This is a genomic window from Kitasatospora sp. NPDC001225 (genome assembly GCF_053597855.1).
On sequence record NZ_JBSFJC010000159.1, the window covers coordinates 1 to 16,732 of the forward strand.

Below are 16,732 nucleotides of genomic sequence, written 5' to 3' on the forward strand. Positions count from 1 at the left end.
ACTGGTGATCCGGTCGGCCAACGTCACCCGGCCGAGCACGGCCGTCGCCGCCGACCGCGCGGGCGCCGGGAGGCCGGCCGGGAGCGGGCTCTCCTCCAGGAACAGGTTGACCATGCGGTTCAGGTAGTGGAAGGTGACCGCCACGCCGACCAGTTCGGGCACCCGGTCCGCGGGGAACGGCGGTCGCGCACCCCGGCCGCCCGCGCCGTCCCCGGTCTCCCGGAGCCAGTCGGCCACCTCCCGCTCCCTCCCCGCCGCCGCCCGGGCCCCGGCGGACGCCGCCGGTCCGGGCCGCAGCGCGGCCAGCGTCGCGCCGTGCACCTCCGTGCAGAACGGGCAGGCGTTGGCCTCCGACACGGCGACGGCCACCGCCTCCTTGAGCGCCCGATCGACCCGCCCGGCGGCGAGCAGGGTCTCCCGGAGCATCACCCACGAGGCGGCGAGCACCGCCGGCGAGGGCGCGTGCAGGCCGATCGGCGGTGCGAGCAGGCCGAACTCCCGCTCGACCTCGGCGTAGACCCGGGCCACCTCCTTCCCCGCGTCGGCCGGGCGGACCGGGGCGACCCGGCGGATCTGCGCCAGCGGCCGCAGGGCCGGCCGCAGCAGCGGTATCACCATCGGTCTCCTCCTCTCTGGCTCGATCTGTCGCCGTGGCGCGCTTGGGACGTGTCTGACAATTCCCGCCGGGTGTGCGACGCCAATGGTCAGACACGCCCTAAGGCCGCGTCAGGCCGGGCAGTTGCGTCCGCACCCCGCGCCGTCCGCTGGTCCCGCCGTCCGGCGAGGGCGCGCCGTACCGGACGTTCACGCCGCGCTCCCGCGCTGCGCGCACGATGCCGGGGACGGCGCGTTCGGCGAGCGCGGAGATCGTCAGCGCGGGGTTGACGGTGAGCGCTCCCGGGACGGCGGAGCCGTCGGTGACGAAGATGCCCGGGTGGTCGCGGAGTTCGTGCCGGTCGTCGAGCGCCGAGGTCCCCGGGTCGTCGCCGATCCGGCAGGACGCCAGCGGGTGCACGGTGTACGCGCCCACCAGGTCGTTGGTCCACGGCATGACGCGGGCCAGGCCGTCGCGCTCCAGGATGTCCTTCACCACGGCGTCCGACTCGGCCCAGCCGCGCAGGGTGTTCTCGGTCGGCCGGTACCTGATCGGTCCGCGCCCGAGCATCTGCTGGGAGATCCGGTCCGCGTTGCCGGTGGCCGGCGGCGGGCCGAAGACGCCCTCGTTGTCGTCCTCGACCATGGTGAAGACGGTCAGCCAGGACTGCCACCGCCGGACCATCTCCTTCTTCTCCACGCCGAACCAGCCGGGGCCGGTCGCGTCGGGCACCTGCGCCAGGATGGTGCCGAACCCGGGCGGGAAGTAGAGCTGTTCCAGGGAGAACCGCGAGTGCTCCGGGAGCGAGCCGTCGAGGTTGTCCCAGCTCGCCACGACCGGCCCCTTGCCGATCTGGTTGGCCCCGAACGCCAGGCCGTCGGAGCGCTTGAGCCCGAGCAGGTCGCGGGCCCGGTCCTCGTCGACGACGGCCGTGTTGAGGCGCTCCCCGTTGCCGGAGAAGTAGCGGCCGACGGCGGAGGGCATCGTGCCGAGGTCCGCCTCGGAGCGCTGGAGGATCACCGGGGTGGCGCCGGCGCCGGCCGCGAGCACGACGATCTTCGCGTCGATCGTGCCGCTGCCGACGTGCACCCGGTAGTCGGTGTCGTCGACGACCTCGTAGTGCACCCGGTAGCCGCCGCCGTCCGTCCGGGAGAGCCGCTGCACCTCGTGCAACGGCCGGATCTCGGCCCCGTGCGCGAGCGCGGCGGGCAGGTAGTTCAGCAGCAGCGACCGCTTCGCGTCGAAGCGGCAACCGGACATCATCCAGTTGCAGTTGGTGCACTTCGCCCGGTCGATGGCGGCCGGGACGGGGTTGGCGGTGCGCCCCGCGTGGTCGCAGGCGGCGGCGAACAGGCCACCCGCGTAGGTGACGTCGTTCCAGTCCTGCTGGGTGATCGGCAGCGCCTCGGCCACCCGGTCGTACCAGGGGTCGAGGGTGTCCCGGGTGATGGCCGCCGGCCACATCCGGCGGCCGATGCCGCCGCGGCGCTCGAAGGCGAACCGGGGCGCGCGCGGCATCGCGGCGAAGTACACCACGCTGCCGCCGCCGACGCAGTTCCCGCCGAGCAGGCTCATGCCGTCGCCGACCACGAAGTCGAAGATGCGGGTGTACGAGGACCCGAGCAGGAAGTCGTGCTCGAAGTCGGGCGCCTCCAGCCACGGGCCGCGCTCCAGCACGGTGACCCGCGCGCCGCCGGCCGCCAGGTGGTAGGCGGCGATGGCGCCGCCGAAGCCGCTGCCGACGATCAGGACGTCGGTGCTCTCGGTGCTCGTCATGCGGGGCTCCCTGTGGACGTGGTGCCCGGGTGGGGTTCGGCCAGCTGCCGCCGGTACGAGAAGTCGGAGAACCGCCACAGGCCGTCGGCGTCCGGGTCCATGAACCCCATCGCCGTGAGGCCGGGGTGGCCCGCCGCGATCGCGTCCGCGGTGTGCAGGTGGGCGGCGGTGTCGTAGGCCATGTTGCTGAACAGCGCCAGCAGGACCCACAGTTCGCGCTCCGGGTGGTCCGGGCCGGTCAGCGTCCGCACCAGGCCGGTGCGGTCCGCGAACGGAAGGGCGACGAACGGCGGCACCGCGTCGTCGAGCGGCGGGCCGTGCTCCTCCGCGTAGGCGCGGGCGTGGCGGTTGAGCGCCTGCTCGTAGTCGTCCAGGGCGTTCGAGAGCCCGGTCGCGGGCGTCTCCAGCAGTTCGATGGCGCCTGCCTGCACCGCGCCGCCTCCGGTCGAGGCGCCGGCCACGGCCTGGTCGTCGGGGGAGCGCTTCTCCCCCGGGACGATCGTGTCCGCGAACGCCTCGAGCGTCATGGTGCGGTAATCCTGCTGATCTGGGATACGCGAGCCCACCGGCATCTCCTCAGGTGGTCGTCGAAAAAACGGGCCCGACGCACCGGCCGACCCCGATTCGCATACGCGACTTTGGCATCGTCCGGGCAATACCTCCACCTCCGCATCTCCTGCGTTGCTGAGGAGCGTTGATCGGCTTCGGCGGCCTCAACCCGGCGGCCGCGCGGCGGCGTTGACCCGTGAGCGCACCATCCCCCACCGCGGGTCGGCAGTGGTGCGCACCCGATCCCGCCCGTTCCGGCAATCGCCCTTGACAATCGGGTTCAAACATACGAACCCCCCCGGCATCCCAACTTTCAGACATGCCAACGGAATGTGCCAACGCGCCATTGCACTTGTCATGCACCAACTGATAACGTCGTCTCTCGTTATGGCGGCGGCCCCCTTTCGTCCTCCCCTTTCCGGCGGGGGACGCCTTCGCATGCCATGGCCTCTCTGACCGCCGGCCCGGAAACCACGGCCGCGACTTTCGTACCCGACCATCGCACGGGCGGAATTTCTGTTCATTCGCATGTACAGCAGAGAACCTGGAGTCGATCATGAAATCTGCCATCGAGCAAGCCGTGACCCGGGCCATCGAGACCATGCACGAGAACATCGGCGAGCTGCTGACCATAGACGATATGGCGCAGGCGGCCATGTACAGCAAATTCCATTTCTCCCGTGAGTTCCAACGGATGACCGGGGTCTCGCCACGGCGATTCCTCTCCGCCATACGCCTGGAGACCGCGAAACGCCTCCTCATCGAGACGACGTTCACCGTGACGGAGATCAGCCACCGGGTCGGGTACAACAGCGTCGGCACGTTCAGCTCCCGGTTCACCAGCAGCGTCGGCGCCTCCCCCACGATGTTCCGTCAGCTCCGGGGCTTCACTCCCCGGATCGAGGTCGACTTACACGGCCGGGGCCGCGGCGCGGAACTCTCGACGTTCCGGGGCGAGATCCGGGCCTCGGTCGCGGGGGACCTCGGCCGGGTGTTCGTCGGACTCTTCCCGACCCGGATCCCGGAGGGACGGCCGGCCGCCTGTTGCGTCCTCCCCCGCCCCGGGGCCTTCCTGCTCGACCGGGTGCCGAGCGGCACCTGGTACCTGCTGGCGCACTCCGTCCCCGTCTCCTTCGACGAGGTGCTGACCGGCGACGGCGAGGTCTCGGTGGGATCGGTCGGACCGATCGAGGTGCGGCCGGACGTGCCGCTGCTGCCGATGGAACTGCGGCTGCGACCGATCCGGGCCCTGGACCCACCGGTCCTGCTGGCGCTGCTGGACGTACGGTCGACGGCGTTCAACGAGCTGTCCCAGGTCGCCGAGGCCCCCCGGGCCGACAGCGCCTGAGCCGCCGCCGGCCCCGACAGGACGGTGAAGACCCGACGGACGGCGAAGTCCTTACGGCCCGGATCCCCCCGCGGAGGTCCTCTGCGGGGGGATCCGGGCCGCGACGGAGGGTGTGCCTCAGCCGGCCGGGTGCACGGTCATCGGCAGGCCGCCCGCCACCCGCAGCGACAGCATCGGCTCGGGCGTCACCCGGTGGCCGGGCACCTTGACCAGCCGGAGGTCCCGGGCCACCACGGCGATCGTGAAGACGGCCTCCAGCAGCCCGAGGTGGTTGCCGACGCAGAAGCGCGGCCCCGCCCCGAACGGGATGTAGGCGTAGCGCGGCCGGTCCGTGGCCCGGTCCGGGTCGAAGCGCTCCGGGTCGAACTGCTCGGGCGCGTCCCAGAAGCGGGGGTGGCGGTGCAGCGTGTACGGGCAGATCAGGACGTCGGCGCCGGCCGGCACGTGGTAGCCGCCCACCTCGTCGTCCGCCTGCGCCTGCCGCGGGAGGATCCACACCGGCGGGTAGAGCCGCATGACCTCGTCCACCACCCTGGAGGTGTACCGGAGGCGGTGCAGGTCCTCGAACTCGGGCAGCCGGTCGCCGAGCACCTCGACGGCCTCGGCGTGCAGCCGCTCCCGCACCTCGGGGTGCCGGTCGATCAGGTGGAAGGTCCAGCCGAGGGTGCTCGCCGTGGTCTCGTGGCCGGCGAGCAGCAGGGTGACCAGTTCGTCGCGCATCCGCTGCCGACCGACCCGGGGGTCGGGCTCCTCCGCGGTGGCCGTGATCAGCCGGGACAGCGCGTCGTCGCCCGTGCTCCGCCCGCCGTCGCGGGCGGTCCGGTCCGCGACCAGCCGGTCGACCACCCGCTGCAGGTCCTGCCGGGCCCGCCGGAAGCGCAGCTGCTTGGCGAGCGGCACCCAGGAGGGCACCGCGCCCATGGTGACCATGTCGAACATCGCCTGGTCCTGCACGGCCTCGAAGTCGTGGCCGACCGCCTCGAAGGCGCCGAGGTCGACGTCCAGCAGCGTGCGGCCGAGCACCCCGAGGGTGAGCGCCGTCACCTCGTGGACCACGTCGACGGGCCCGCCGCCCTCGTGCGCCCGCAGCCGGCCGACCAGCTTGACCGCCTCCTCCGCGACGACCCCGGCCTGCCGGGCGATGCGCTTGTGCTGGAAGGCGGGCTGGATCTGCCGGCGCTGCTTGCGCCAGAGCTCGCCCTCGCTGGTCAACAGGCCGTTGCCGAGGGCGCGTCGGGCCTGCACCAGGCCGATCCCCTTGTGGTAGTTGGCCGCGTTGTCCGCGAGCACGTGCTTGGCGTGCTCGGGGTGGTTGAAGAAGTAGAGCGTCTTGGGGCCGATGGAGATCCGGACCGCGTCGCCGTACTCCCGCGCGGCGGAGCGCATCAGCTCCAGCCGGTCCCCCACCAGCCTGCGCAGCAGGACCGGGGCGGCCCGGCGCGGCGGTCCTGGCGGCACCCGGCGGGTCGCGGGCACGGCTAGCACCCCCCGTCGTTCGCCAGGCGGTCGGCGACGGCCCGGCGCCACACCTCGTACGCGGGCAGCGCGCCCGGCACCGGCCCGGCCGGCCGGACGTCTCGGGTGACCCTGGCCGCCTCCTCCGGTCCCGTGCCGCAGAGGACCCGGGTGGCCAGTTCCGTGTGCGGGACCAGCAGACCGGCCCGCAGCCGGGCCTCGGCCGCGAACGCGCTGCCCTGCGCGACGATGGCCCGGTGCGGTCCGGCCCGGTCCCGGAACGCCCGCAGCTCCGCCTCGTCCGCGCCCCCGGCGTAGGTGGCCGCCAGTCCGGCCCCGCTGTAGAGGTCGGACCACCGGGACTCCGGGAACTTCTCGATCATGGTCGCGACCAGGTCCGCGTCGGTGCCGCCGACGAACCACAGGGCCCGGCCGATGCCCTGGTCGATCGCGCGGCCGGCGTACGACGGCGTGTCACCGGCCGGCCAGGGGAAGGCCGGCTCGCGGTACTGCTCGTGGACGTACCGGGCGGTACGGAAGTACGCCTGGTGGAACCCGTACCCGTCGAGCACGAGCCAGCGCAGCAGCGGGTCGAGCCCGTCGACGTCCGGCCAGCGGAACCTCGGCAGCCGGGCCATCGCCCAGCCGATCCCGACGTAGACCATGTAGACGTGGTCCGCGCCCCGCCCGGCGAGGAAGCGCCCCACCGAGCCGCGGCCGGACAGCGGCAGCCCGTCGAGCACGGCGAAGCCCATGCCGGCGCCCTCGTAGGCGAAGCCGCGGAACGGGGCCGGAACGCCCTCCAGGCGGAGCTCCGCCGCCGCCGGGTCCCGGGCCTCCATCGCGTACGCGTAGCCCTCCAGGAACCGCCCGCCGACCGACTCCAGCAGGTGCTGGGCGTCCGGTGACTTCCGGTGGAAGCCGCGCTTCTCCAGTAGGGTCTCCGAGGTGCTCGGGGTGAGAACGCGTCGTCGGAGCGTTCGCCATGCACTGGGCACGCCATTCTCCTCTCAGGTCTTCCTCACGTCGGTGTGCTGCCACGCGAATGGTGCCCGGCCGGCTCCGGCGGGGCTTCTCCGCACCTGCTCAGTTCGCGGGGGCCGCCGCGGGCGGCCGGGGCCGATCCGGCTGCCCGGCGGCGCGGAAGTGCGTCCGCACGTTGGCCCGCCACAGCTCGTACGCCGGCGGTCCGGCGGCGGCGCCCGGGGCACGGCCGGCCGCGGCGGGCTCGTCCACCGCGCAGTCGTCGGCCAGCTTCGCGGCCCCGTCGACCGACAGGCCGGTCAGGGCCGTGGCGGCGGCCTCGCAGTGCGCGGGCACGAAGCCCGCGTACGCGCGCGCCTTCGCGGCGAACACCGACCCCTGGGCGAGCTCCGCCCGGTGCTCCCCCGCCTCCCCGCGCAGGACGGCCAGGCCGTCCGCCGTGGCGCCGCCGGCGAAGGTCGCGGCCAGTCCCACCCCGCTCCACAGGTCGGCCCGCCGGTCGGCGCGGAACCTCCGCACCGCGACGGCCACCTGCTCCGGCACCCCGCCGTGGATGAACCACAGCGCCCGCCCGATGCCCTGGTCGACGGCCCGCCGGAAGTACTCCGGCGCGCCCTGCCACGGGTACGGCTTCACCTCGCGCTGCTCGTCCACCCAGCGCCGGGTGCCGAAGTAGGCGAGGTCGAAGCCGTACCCGTCGACCGCCAGCCAGCTCATCGTCGGGTGGTACGGCGTCCCGGCCAGGTCCGGCAGCACCTTGCGCCACAGCGGCCGCGGCAGGCGCGCCATGGCGAAGCCGATGCCGATGTACGCCAGGAAGATGTGCGGCTGCCCCGGCCCGGCCAGCAGGTCGCGGGTGCGACTGCCCCGGCCCGTCGCGTCCAGGACGGTGAAGGCCATCGTGGCGCCCTCGTAGGCGAATCCGCGCTGCTCCGGGTCGACCAGGCGCAGCCGGCGCTCGACCTCCCACTGGTTGCGGGCGTCGATGCCCCACTCGAAGCCGCAGACCACCGCCTGGGGCACCGCCTCCAGGCGTTCGGTGGCGGCCGTGGGGGTCACCGGGAAGCCCCTTCCGGCGAAGGCCACCGAGGCCAGTGACGGTGTCAGCACCAGTCGGCGCAGTGATCCGAAGGTCGTCGGCACGATCCCTCCCAGCCCAGCGTCCTGTATGACGGCCCCTCCATGCTCCGGGGGCGGCGGGGGCGGCCGCATCTCCGCGGTTGCGTTCTTTTCGGCCGGACGACCGTCGCTACCCGAACTCCCTTTCACCAAGCGGCCTTTCCTCACCTGAGGTTTCCTCGGCCAGGCCGCCGAAAGGCCTCGGAAACCGCGCCCGGGGGTGCCACGGACCGTGTTGTCGAAATCCCCGGCGGCGCGGTGGAATGGGGCCGTGCGGGACCGGGTGCCCGGCACCGTCGGGTCCGTTCCCCGTCCAGGCCGTCCCATCGAAGGAGTGCGCGCATGAACACGCGTCACCAGCAGGACGAGGCCCCGCCCGAGCCGCTCTGGGACCGGGCGCCCGACTGCGTGGCCTACCGCCGGTCCCGGCGGAACATCACCGAACTGCTGCTCGCCGCCCGGCCCGGGGCGGCCGGCGTCCCGGTCCCCGCCTGTCCCGGGTGGACCGTCCTGGACCTGCTCGGCCACCTGGTCGAGGTCTGCCGGACGGTGGCCGCCGACGTGCCCGGCAACCTGTGGGAGGTGCCGCACGCCGAGTCCGGCACCGGCCTGGCCGGCCTGCTCGAGGAGTGGTCGCGGCTGGACGGCCCGGTGGAGCGGGTGCTCTCGGACACGCCGCAGCTGCGGCACACCATGATGATGATGGACGCGTTCACCCACGAGCTCGACCTGCGCGGCGCGCTCCGGGCGCCGGTGGTCGCGGACCAGCCGTCGTACCCCTCGGCCCTGGACCTGGTCGTCCGGGGCTTCGCCAACTCGGTGCGCTCCCACGGGCTTCCGGCGCTGCGCATCCGGACGGCGGGCGCCGAGTGGCAGGCCGGTGACGGCGAGCCGGCCGCCGTCCTCCAGGGGCACCGCCACGACCTGCTCCGTTCGCTCACCGGCCGGCGGACGGTCGGGCAGGTCTCCGGACTGGCCTGGAGCGCCGCGCCGGACGCCTGGCTGCCCGCGTTCACCTGGGGGCCGTTCCGGCCGCCGGAGCGGCCCGTGGAGGCCGCCGTCGCCGCGCGGTAGCGCCCGGGCGGCGCCACGGAGGGGTCACGGTGTCACCTGGCGGTCGCGGTGCGGCCTCACGCCACGGCCGCCCCGACCTGGCTCTGCTGCGGCTGGACGGCCGTTCCGCCCCCGGACGCCCCGGCGGCGGCGTCCGCCCGCCGGGAGCGCTGGCGCAGGTGCACGACCCACCACCCGAGCCCGCGCAGGGCGCAGACCAGCGTGGTGGCGAAGAACAGCGTGTAGACGACGTTGAACACCATCAGGATCGCGTACACGAAGGCGACCGAGCTGCCGAACACGAACTGGGCCCGGCCCTTCACCGGCGTCGTGCCCGGGTCGCTGATCATGTAGTTGGTGAACAGCACGAAGGCGACACCCGTCATCGGGCCGAGCGCGGAGAACAGCGCGACGTCCCAGATCCAGTGCCGGAGGAACGCCTGGATGGCGAACGCGCCGAGCCAGCCGACGATCAGCGGGGTCCGCTTGGTGAGCAGCGCGTTGATCACGGTTCCCGCCGTGGCGATGATCAGCGGGATCATCACCCGGAAGAAGGTGTTCGCGTTCTCCGTGAACTCGTAGGGCGGCGCGATGCTGAACCACGAGCCGAAGCACACCAGCGACATCGTGATCCCGAAGTTGGACGGGTTCATGAAGTGCCGCATCCGGCCGGCGATCGGTGCCTGCAGGGCGTGCTTGCCCCCGACGCCGATGACCACGCCGAAGACGATCGGCAGCAGCTGGTTGTTGCCGTAGGTCAGCATGTTGACCGCGAGCGCCGTGATGTGGGCCGGCAGCAGGAACTCGTACACGCCGCGGAACCCGTTCCCGCGGAAGCGGGGGGCGCGGCGCTGGGCCCAGGCGCTGATCAGCTCGAAGCCGATCTCGCAGGCGTAGGCGGTGAACACCGCGACGAACGGCCACAGCCAGGGCTGCTCGAAGCCGAGCAGGGTGTAGCCGAAGATGTTGAACACGCTGATCGAGAGGGCGAAGTTCCGCAGGGCGAGGTACCGCGGGTCCTTCGGCTTCGCGGGGGCGGCCGGTGCGGCCGCCGGGGCGCCGCCGGCTCGGGGTTGCACGCTCGCGCTCATCGGTTCGGGACCTCCTGGACCTGGTCGGTCAGCACGAGCGTGTGCGTGCCGGGGCTGAGCTGCTCGCTCTTCTCGTGCAGTCCCCCGGCGGCGTCCCGCCACCTCAGGTCGACGGTGACCGGCCCCTGGTGGGCGCCGAGGCCGAACCGCACGTCGAAGCTGCGGAAGCCGCCGTGGCCGCCCCCGCCGTCGAGCCGGGAGATCTGGGTGCCGGTCGGGGTGGTGACCCGCACGGTGGCGTCGTACGCGGGCGCCCCGGTGTTCACCAGGCCCTGGCCCGCGGCGCCCTCACCGGTCGGCCGGTAGAGCCGCAGGTTCAGCTGACTGCCCAGCGCCGGCGCGGTGTTGGCGTAGAAGGCGGGCGGCCCCCACTGGCGGGCCACCGCGAAGTCCAGCCGGCCGGTGCCCGTGGTGTCGCCGGTGGCGAGGCCGCGGGTCGGCGTCGGCACGGCGATGCCCAGCCGGGAGCTGATGTTCACGTACGGGCCGTCGGGGGTCTTGGCGTAGAAGGCGATCGCCTCGTCCCCGGCGATGTCGTCGCCGGGCTGGACGTTGGGCCACATCGCGGGGTTGGACAGCAGGTCGTCGTTGGTCATGGCCATCTCCTGGAGCCACGGCCAGCGGTCGATCTTCCCCTTGACGAAGCCGGTGGCCTGGAGCACCGCGAGGTCGCCGCTGTTGAGGAAGTCGCCCATCTTGGTGTCCCAGCCCCACCCGGTCCAGGCCATGCCGTGCTCCTGGGCCTCCTGGGTGAACGGGGCGATGCCGGCGGCGAGCTTGCGGCGCATGTCGGCCTCGTCCTTGGCCTTGTTGATCCAGAGGAAGTTGCTCTCCTCCAGGCCCCAGGCGACGGTGATGTTGCTGACCATCATGTCGAAGTCGCCGTTGCGGCCGATGTCGCCGAAGTCGACGCCCATGCCCTTGAACGAGCCGTTGCCGAGGACGAAGGACTTGGGCGTGGTCGGCGTGCGCTCGCCCTTGGCCTCGCTGAACTCGATGTGCCCGGGCGTGGACCGGTTGTAGAGCAGGTGCCCGTGTCCGAAGTCGTTGGCGATGTACAGCTCGGGCAGTCCGTCACCGGTCAGGTCGGCGCCCGAGATGGCCAGCGTCCACCCGGTCGAAGCGTCGTAGGGGATCGCGCCCTTCTCCTCCACGTACGACGCGGTGGGCTCCGTCCCCGAGGTGCTCTGCTGCCAGCGCAGCACGTGGTCGCCGCCGGCGTTCTTGGCGCTGGACAGCGAGTCGTTCATCACGACGTTGTTCAGCCCGTTCGGGTCGAGCACGTCGGAGTCGGGGAAGTAGTTGCCGATCACGATCGACGGGCGCCCGCTGCCGTCGATGTCGCCGACGTAGTCCGCGTCGGTGTTCCAGCGCGGGCCGTGGTACTTCCCGTCCAGGGACTCCGAGGGCACCAGCTCGCGCGGCACGTAGGAGGCCGCGGCGGGGGTCGTGGCGTCCGACCTGGCCATGAACAGGATCGGCGTGCGGCCCCAGTACGTCACCAGCAGGTCCATCCGGCCGTCGCCGTTGAAGTCGCCGGGCGTGCAGCCGGTGGGCGCCATGGTGTCGTCCATCGGCAGCGGCCTGCCGTCCAGCACGAAGGGCGTGAAGCGGTCGGCCGGCCGGGCGGTCGGGGTGTACGTCACGATCACGCTGTCGGTCCTGGTGTCGACGATGCACATGCCGTCGGCCACGCCGTGCCCGGTCAGGTCGTTGATCGCGATGCTGGCCCCGACCGAGGAGATCCACGAACGGATCTTCTGGTAGGCCGGGTTGACGGTCCGGACCGTCCGCATCGGCCGCTGCTCGTAGCCGGGCGGCATCGCGATGGGCAGTTCCTTGAAGCCGTACTGCTTCGCGACCTCCTCCGCCCCGGCCGCCGCGACCGAGGTCCGTACGGCGAAGAACAGCGAGGTGGCCACCATTATCACCACCAGGCCTGGAATCAGTCTGCGGATTCGTTCACGGTACGCCACCGGGTTCCCCTCTCGACGGATCGAATACGACCCCGTGCCCGCGCCGAGTGCAGGACGCGGCCAAAACCCCCTGCTGGCAGGAAGGTTCGGGATGACGGAATTCACGACCCGAAATGCGCCGGCGATAGGCACGTCACGCGCGGGTCTACTGTACGAGGATGTACGCAAAGCACTCGGAATCGCTACTTCCCCGTTGCTCAGCGGGAGGAATTGCGGCCGCCGCCGGGACCGTCGGCCGGCCCGCGACCGCACGACGAAGCGCCCTCCCGCGCGCGTGCCGCGGAAGGGCGCTTCCAGAACTCAAGGGAGGTTCACCGGGGGGGGAATGACTTCCCCCGGCCGCCGGTTCACCGGTCAGGCGTACGTGACGACCGCGCGGAAGCGCGCCTCACCCCGCTCGACCCGGTCCAGCGCCTCGGCGACCCGCTCCTTGGGGAAGGTCTCGACCAGCGGCGTGACGGCCCCGGAGGCGACCAGGTCGAGGGCCTCGGTGAGCCGGTCGAGGCCGTTGTGGGTGGCGCCGATCACCTGCTGGCGCTGCGCCCAGAACGGGCTGGTCGGCGGGATGGCGAAGGGCTCGACCGGGTCGATGGTGGCCAGCACCATCCGGCCGTTCGGCCGCAGCCCCTGGAGGGCCCCGGCGGCGGCCCGGTAGGAGGTGCCGGTCACCAGGACGACGTCGGCGCCGCCGATCGCCCGCAGCCCCTCACCATCGGCGACCACGTGGTCCGCGCCCAGGGTCCGGGCCAGCCGGTGCTTGTCCGGCGAGCTGGTGACGGCCACGGTCTCGAAGCCGCCGGCCCGGGCGAACTGCACGGCGAGGTGGCCGAGTCCGCCGATCCCGAGCACCGCGACCCGTTCACCCGGTCCCGGATCGGCGGCGCGCAGCGCGCTCCACGCGGTGTAGCCCGCGCACAGCACGGGGGCGGCGGTCTCGTACGGGACGGCGTCCGGCAGCAGCACGGTGCTCGCGGCCGCCACCGCGACGTACTCCGCGTGTCCTCCCTGCACGGTGAGGCCGCTCATCACGGCCTCCGGGCAGTTCATCCCGGACTGCCCGGAGAGCGGGAGGTTGAGCCGGCAGTACGCGCACCGGCCGCAGGTCGCCTGCACCCAGGTGGCGCCGACCCGGTCGCCGACCCGGCGGCCGGTCACCCCGGCGCCGACCTCGACGACCTCCCCGGCGGCCTCGTGTCCGACCACCACCGGATCGAACGCCGGGAAGGGGAACACGCCCTGACTGACCAGCAGGTCGTTGTGGCAGACCCCGCAGGCGTGGACCCGGATCAGCACCTGGCCGGGACCGGGCCTCGGGGTGGGGATCTCGCGAAGCTCCCAGCGCGCCTTGGCCTCGGGTACGACGGCTGCCCACATCGGCCGAACCACCTTTCCTGTCAACTGCTCCGCGGCCCGAGCCGGACCGGGAGGGTCTGGACACCGTTCATGATGAAGGTGGCCTGCGGTGCCAACTCCTCGTCGGGTACGGCGAGTTCGAGGTCCGGGAAGCGCCGGAACAGCGCGGCGAGGGCGGTCTCGGCCTCCATCCGGGCCAGCGGCATGCCGATGCAGCGGTAGACGCCGTGGCCGAAGGAGAGGTGCTCCTTGTTCGCCCGGGTGGCGTCGAAGGCGTCGGCGTCCTCCCCGTGGACGGCGCGGTCGCGGCCCGCCGCCGCGAAGTTGATCAGGACGGGCTCCCCCTTGGCGATGGTGACCCCGCCGAGCTCGATGTCCTCCACCGCGAAGCGGAACGGCAGGTGCGCGACCGGCGCCTCGGCGCGCAGGCTCTCCTCGATCACCTCCGCCCAGCCCACCGCGCCGGACCGGAGCAGCGCCCGCTGGTCGGGGTGGGTGAGCACGGCCCGGACGGTGTTGGCGAGCAGGTTCATCACCGGCTCGGTCCCGGTGGCGAGCAGCAGGTGCAGGGTGCCGACCAGTTCGGAGTCGCTCAGCCGGGATCCGTCCTCCTCCTGGGCCTGGACCAGGTCGCTGGTCAGATCGTCCCCGGGGTCGCGGCGCTTGCCCTCGACGAACTCCAGCATCTCCCGGTGCCACCGCTCGACGTTGGCCGCGGACTCCTCCGGGGTGATGGTGGTGTCGACGTTCACCTCGCCGCCGCGCAGCATCCGCTCACGGTCCCCGGCCGGCACGCCGAACAGGTCGCAGATCACCCGGGCCGGCATCGGATGGGCGAAGCGGGCCTTGAGGTCGACCACCTCGCCGGGCGCGAGGCGGCCGAGGTCGTCCAGCAGCTCCTCGACGGCCTTCTCCACCTCGGCCCGCATCGCCTCGACCCGGCGCGGGGTGAAGGCGCCGGCGGTCAGCCGCCGCAGCCGGGTGTGGTCGGCGCCGTAGCGGGTGGTGAGGTTGTCCATCAGCACCCAGCCGATGAGCGGGAAGTCCGCGCCGATCCGGCCCTCGGCGAACGCCGCCCAGTGCCGGCGCGGGTCCTTGGACAGGCGGTGGTCGGCCAGGGCCAGCCGGGCGACGTCCTGGCCGGTGATCGACCAGGCCGGTACGCCACCGGGCAGTTCGATCCGGGCGACCGGGCCGTTCGCCCGGATCCGGGCGCCCTCCGCGTGGATGTCACGTCCGGCTCGGTCGATGACGACGGGGGCGGGGAGTGACACGGAAGCCTCCAGGCGGTCGGAGCGGGGCGCGGGCGGAGTCAGGGAGTCGCCGGGTCGCGGGGCCACGCGGCAGCGGGGCCAGGACCGTTGACCGGCCCTGTCGAGGCTGGCACCCGCGCGGGGTGCCCGCATCTCCCGGCTTGCGGCGTCCCCCCGCCCGGCGGCGGGGCGGCCGCCCAGCGCAATCGGGAAGATGCGGCGGCCGACGGCCCGGTGTGACGCTGGCCGTCACCGGGCCGTGGTGATCGCGGCCGGGAACCGCCGGATAAGGAGAGAGCCATGTCCGCCACTCCCCCGCCCACCGCCGCCGACGTCGCCGCGCTGCGCGCCGTCCCGGAACTCATCATCGCGGCCTGGGCGCGGCACGACGCCGACGGCTTCGCCTCGGTCTTCACCGACGACGCGACGCTGATCCTGCCCGGGGACGTCTACCTGACCGGCCGCGAGCAGATCCGCGCCTTCATGGCGCAGGCGTTCGCCGGCCCGTTCAAGGGCACCCAGGTCACCGGTGAGCCGCAGTCGGTCCGCCCGCTGGCCGACGACGTGGCCGTCCTGGTCACCAAGGGCGGCGTGCTGGCCCCCGGGGACACCGAGGTGACGCCCGAGCGGGCGATCCGGGCGACCTGGGTGCTGGCCAGGCAGGGCGCCGACTGGCGGATCGCCTCGTACCAGAACACCCCCGTCGCCGCCTGAGCCCGGAGCCGGAGCGGCGGGGCCGTCGCCCGCTCTCCCCCCGGAGACCGCGCGGCGGCCCCGGCTCCGCACCGACCGCCGGCCCTCCCCCGGCGGCCCGGCCGATCGACGCTCCGGGGCGCCGCGCGGCCGGTACAGTGCCGTGCGGGACGGTGCCGTACGGCTGCGGCACCCCCGCACGGACCGGCCGGTACGCCGGCCGCCACCCCTCCGGCGCCGGCCCGGGTCGGCGCACGGTCCCGCTGAGAGGACTCGGATGCGTCCCTTCCGTATCGACATCCCGCAAGAAGCCCTCGACGACCTGGACCGCCGGCTCGCGGCCACCCGCTGGCCCGGCGAAGTCCCCGGCGCCGGCTGGCGGCGCGGCGTGCCGCTCGGCTACCTGAAGGAACTGGCCGAGTACTGGCGCACCGGCTTCGACTGGCGCAAGGCCGAGGCGCACCTCAACTCCTTCCCGCAGTTCCTGACCGAAGTCGACGGCGTGGACGTCCACTTCCTGCACGTCCGCTCGCCCGAGCCGGACGCCCTGCCGCTGGTCGTCACCCACGGCTGGCCCGGCTCGGTGGCGGAGTTCCTGGACGTGATCGGCCCGCTGACCGATCCGCGGGCCCACGGCGGCGATCCCGCCGACGCGTTCCACCTGGTCATACCCTCGCTGCCCGGCTACGGCTTCTCCGGCCACCCCCGGGAGGCCGGCTGGGACACCGCCCGGGTCGCCCGGGCCTGGGCCGAGCTGATGCGCCGGCTCGGCTACGACCGGTACCTCGTCCAGGGCGGCGACTGGGGCATGCCGGTCTCGTTGCAGCTGGGCCTGGCCGACCCGGAGCACGTGGCCGGCGTCCACCTCAACATGCTCGCCACCTTCCCGCCGCAGGACCCGGCCGAGTTCGCGCGGCTGGACCCGGCGGACCGGGCCCGGCTGGAGTTCGCCGGGTACTTCGAGCAGGACGGAGCCGGCTGGCGGAAGATCCAGTCCACCCGGCCGCAGACCCTCGCGTACGGCCTGACCGATTCGCCGGTGGGCCAACTCGCCTGGATCGTCGAGAAGTTCATGGAGTGGACGGCGGCCGGGACGGTTCCCGAGGACGTCGTCGACCGGGACCGGCTGCTGACCGACGTGGCGATCTACTGGTTCACCGCCTCCGCCGGCTCCAGCGCCCAGCTCTACTACGAGTCCAACCGGCTGGACGCCGACTTCCTCCGCACCTGGGCCGGCCCCTGGCCGCTGTCCGCACCGGTCGGGGTGGCGGTGTTCCCCGAGGACGCGGTCCGGCCGGTCCGGCGCTGGGCCGAACGGATCCTGCCGACCCTCGCCCACTGGTCCGAGTTCGACCGCGGCGGGCACTTCGCCGCCCTGGAGCAGCCCGGGCTGTTCGTCGACGACGTCCGGGAGTTCGCGCGTCGGGTCCGCTGAGCGGACCGTCCACGGAGTCGCCCGGCACCGGGGGTCCGGTGCCGGGCGCGGC

14 protein-coding genes are annotated in these 16,732 nt (G+C 73.2%); 4 read left to right on the forward strand and 10 right to left on the reverse strand.

Annotated features, from left to right (window positions below; genetic code table 11):
• The 3 genes from ACWDCZ_RS34130 to ACWDCZ_RS34140 form a co-directional block, all read right to left on the reverse strand.
• Nucleotides 1-618 (reverse strand): carboxymuconolactone decarboxylase family protein (locus tag ACWDCZ_RS34130; RefSeq protein ID WP_449817889.1); only part of this gene is annotated, 618 nt, incomplete at its 3' end.
• 97 nt (nucleotides 619-715) lie between these two features.
• The gene (locus ACWDCZ_RS34135) at nucleotides 716-2,371 is read right to left on the reverse strand and encodes an FAD-dependent oxidoreductase (protein WP_380740993.1); all 1,656 of its coding nucleotides are present in this window, start codon (nucleotides 2,369-2,371) and stop codon (nucleotides 716-718) included.
• Nucleotides 2,368-2,898 (reverse strand): DUF5987 family protein, encoded by a 531-nt coding sequence (locus tag ACWDCZ_RS34140; RefSeq protein WP_449817890.1) that lies wholly within the window; start codon nucleotides 2,896-2,898, stop codon nucleotides 2,368-2,370. Before ACWDCZ_RS34140 ends, ACWDCZ_RS34135 begins: the two co-directional genes overlap by 4 nt.
• A gap of 578 nt (nucleotides 2,899-3,476) precedes the next feature.
• On the opposite strand from ACWDCZ_RS34140, the gene ACWDCZ_RS34145 reads away from it, so the two are divergent.
• A complete protein-coding gene (locus ACWDCZ_RS34145; protein WP_234348608.1) occupies nucleotides 3,477-4,268 on the forward strand; it encodes a helix-turn-helix transcriptional regulator in 792 nt (263 codons plus the stop codon).
• 117 nt (nucleotides 4,269-4,385) lie between these two features.
• Here ACWDCZ_RS34145 and ACWDCZ_RS34150 read toward each other — a convergent pair whose 3' ends face one another.
• The 3 genes from ACWDCZ_RS34150 to ACWDCZ_RS34160 form a co-directional block, all read right to left on the reverse strand.
• Nucleotides 4,386-5,744, reverse strand: a complete 1,359-nt coding sequence (locus ACWDCZ_RS34150) for a cytochrome P450 (RefSeq protein WP_375872997.1) — start codon at nucleotides 5,742-5,744, stop codon at nucleotides 4,386-4,388.
• 2 nt (nucleotides 5,745-5,746) lie between these two features.
• Nucleotides 5,747-6,721, reverse strand: coding sequence for a DUF1702 family protein (locus ACWDCZ_RS34155; RefSeq protein ID WP_449817891.1), 975 nt, complete (start codon nucleotides 6,719-6,721; stop codon nucleotides 5,747-5,749).
• An 88-nt stretch (nucleotides 6,722-6,809) separates the two neighbouring features.
• On the reverse strand, nucleotides 6,810-7,850 hold the full coding sequence (locus ACWDCZ_RS34160; RefSeq protein ID WP_449817892.1) for a DUF1702 family protein: 1,041 nt from the start codon (nucleotides 7,848-7,850) through the stop codon (nucleotides 6,810-6,812).
• Between the two features lie 318 nt (nucleotides 7,851-8,168).
• Between ACWDCZ_RS34160 and ACWDCZ_RS34165 the strand changes: the two genes are divergently transcribed.
• Nucleotides 8,169-8,900 (forward strand): maleylpyruvate isomerase family mycothiol-dependent enzyme, encoded by a 732-nt coding sequence (locus tag ACWDCZ_RS34165; protein WP_049650279.1) that lies wholly within the window; start codon nucleotides 8,169-8,171, stop codon nucleotides 8,898-8,900.
• A gap of 56 nt (nucleotides 8,901-8,956) precedes the next feature.
• Here ACWDCZ_RS34165 and ACWDCZ_RS34170 read toward each other — a convergent pair whose 3' ends face one another.
• From ACWDCZ_RS34170 to ACWDCZ_RS34185, 4 genes are all read right to left on the reverse strand, one after another.
• A complete protein-coding gene (locus ACWDCZ_RS34170) occupies nucleotides 8,957-9,970 on the reverse strand; it encodes an enediyne biosynthesis protein (RefSeq protein WP_375872994.1) in 1,014 nt (337 codons plus the stop codon).
• Nucleotides 9,967-11,895, reverse strand: a complete 1,929-nt coding sequence (locus ACWDCZ_RS34175) for a CRTAC1 family protein (protein WP_181970774.1) — start codon at nucleotides 11,893-11,895, stop codon at nucleotides 9,967-9,969. Before ACWDCZ_RS34175 ends, ACWDCZ_RS34170 begins: the two co-directional genes overlap by 4 nt.
• Before the next feature lie 405 nt (nucleotides 11,896-12,300).
• On the reverse strand, nucleotides 12,301-13,320 hold the full coding sequence (locus ACWDCZ_RS34180) for an alcohol dehydrogenase catalytic domain-containing protein (protein ID WP_449817893.1): 1,020 nt from the start codon (nucleotides 13,318-13,320) through the stop codon (nucleotides 12,301-12,303).
• Nucleotides 13,321-13,340: 20 nt separating this feature from the next.
• Entirely contained in the window at nucleotides 13,341-14,573 is a 1,233-nt protein-coding gene (locus ACWDCZ_RS34185) for a cytochrome P450 family protein (protein WP_449817894.1), read from the reverse strand.
• A 279-nt stretch (nucleotides 14,574-14,852) separates the two neighbouring features.
• Between ACWDCZ_RS34185 and ACWDCZ_RS34190 the strand changes: the two genes are divergently transcribed.
• Together ACWDCZ_RS34190 and ACWDCZ_RS34195 are read left to right on the forward strand one after the other, a co-directional pair.
• The gene (locus ACWDCZ_RS34190) at nucleotides 14,853-15,266 is read left to right on the forward strand and encodes an SgcJ/EcaC family oxidoreductase (RefSeq protein WP_049650275.1); all 414 of its coding nucleotides are present in this window, start codon (nucleotides 14,853-14,855) and stop codon (nucleotides 15,264-15,266) included.
• A gap of 256 nt (nucleotides 15,267-15,522) precedes the next feature.
• Entirely contained in the window at nucleotides 15,523-16,680 is a 1,158-nt protein-coding gene (locus ACWDCZ_RS34195) for an epoxide hydrolase family protein (RefSeq protein ID WP_387827683.1), read from the forward strand.
• The last annotated feature ends 52 nt before the right edge of the window (nucleotides 16,681-16,732 follow it).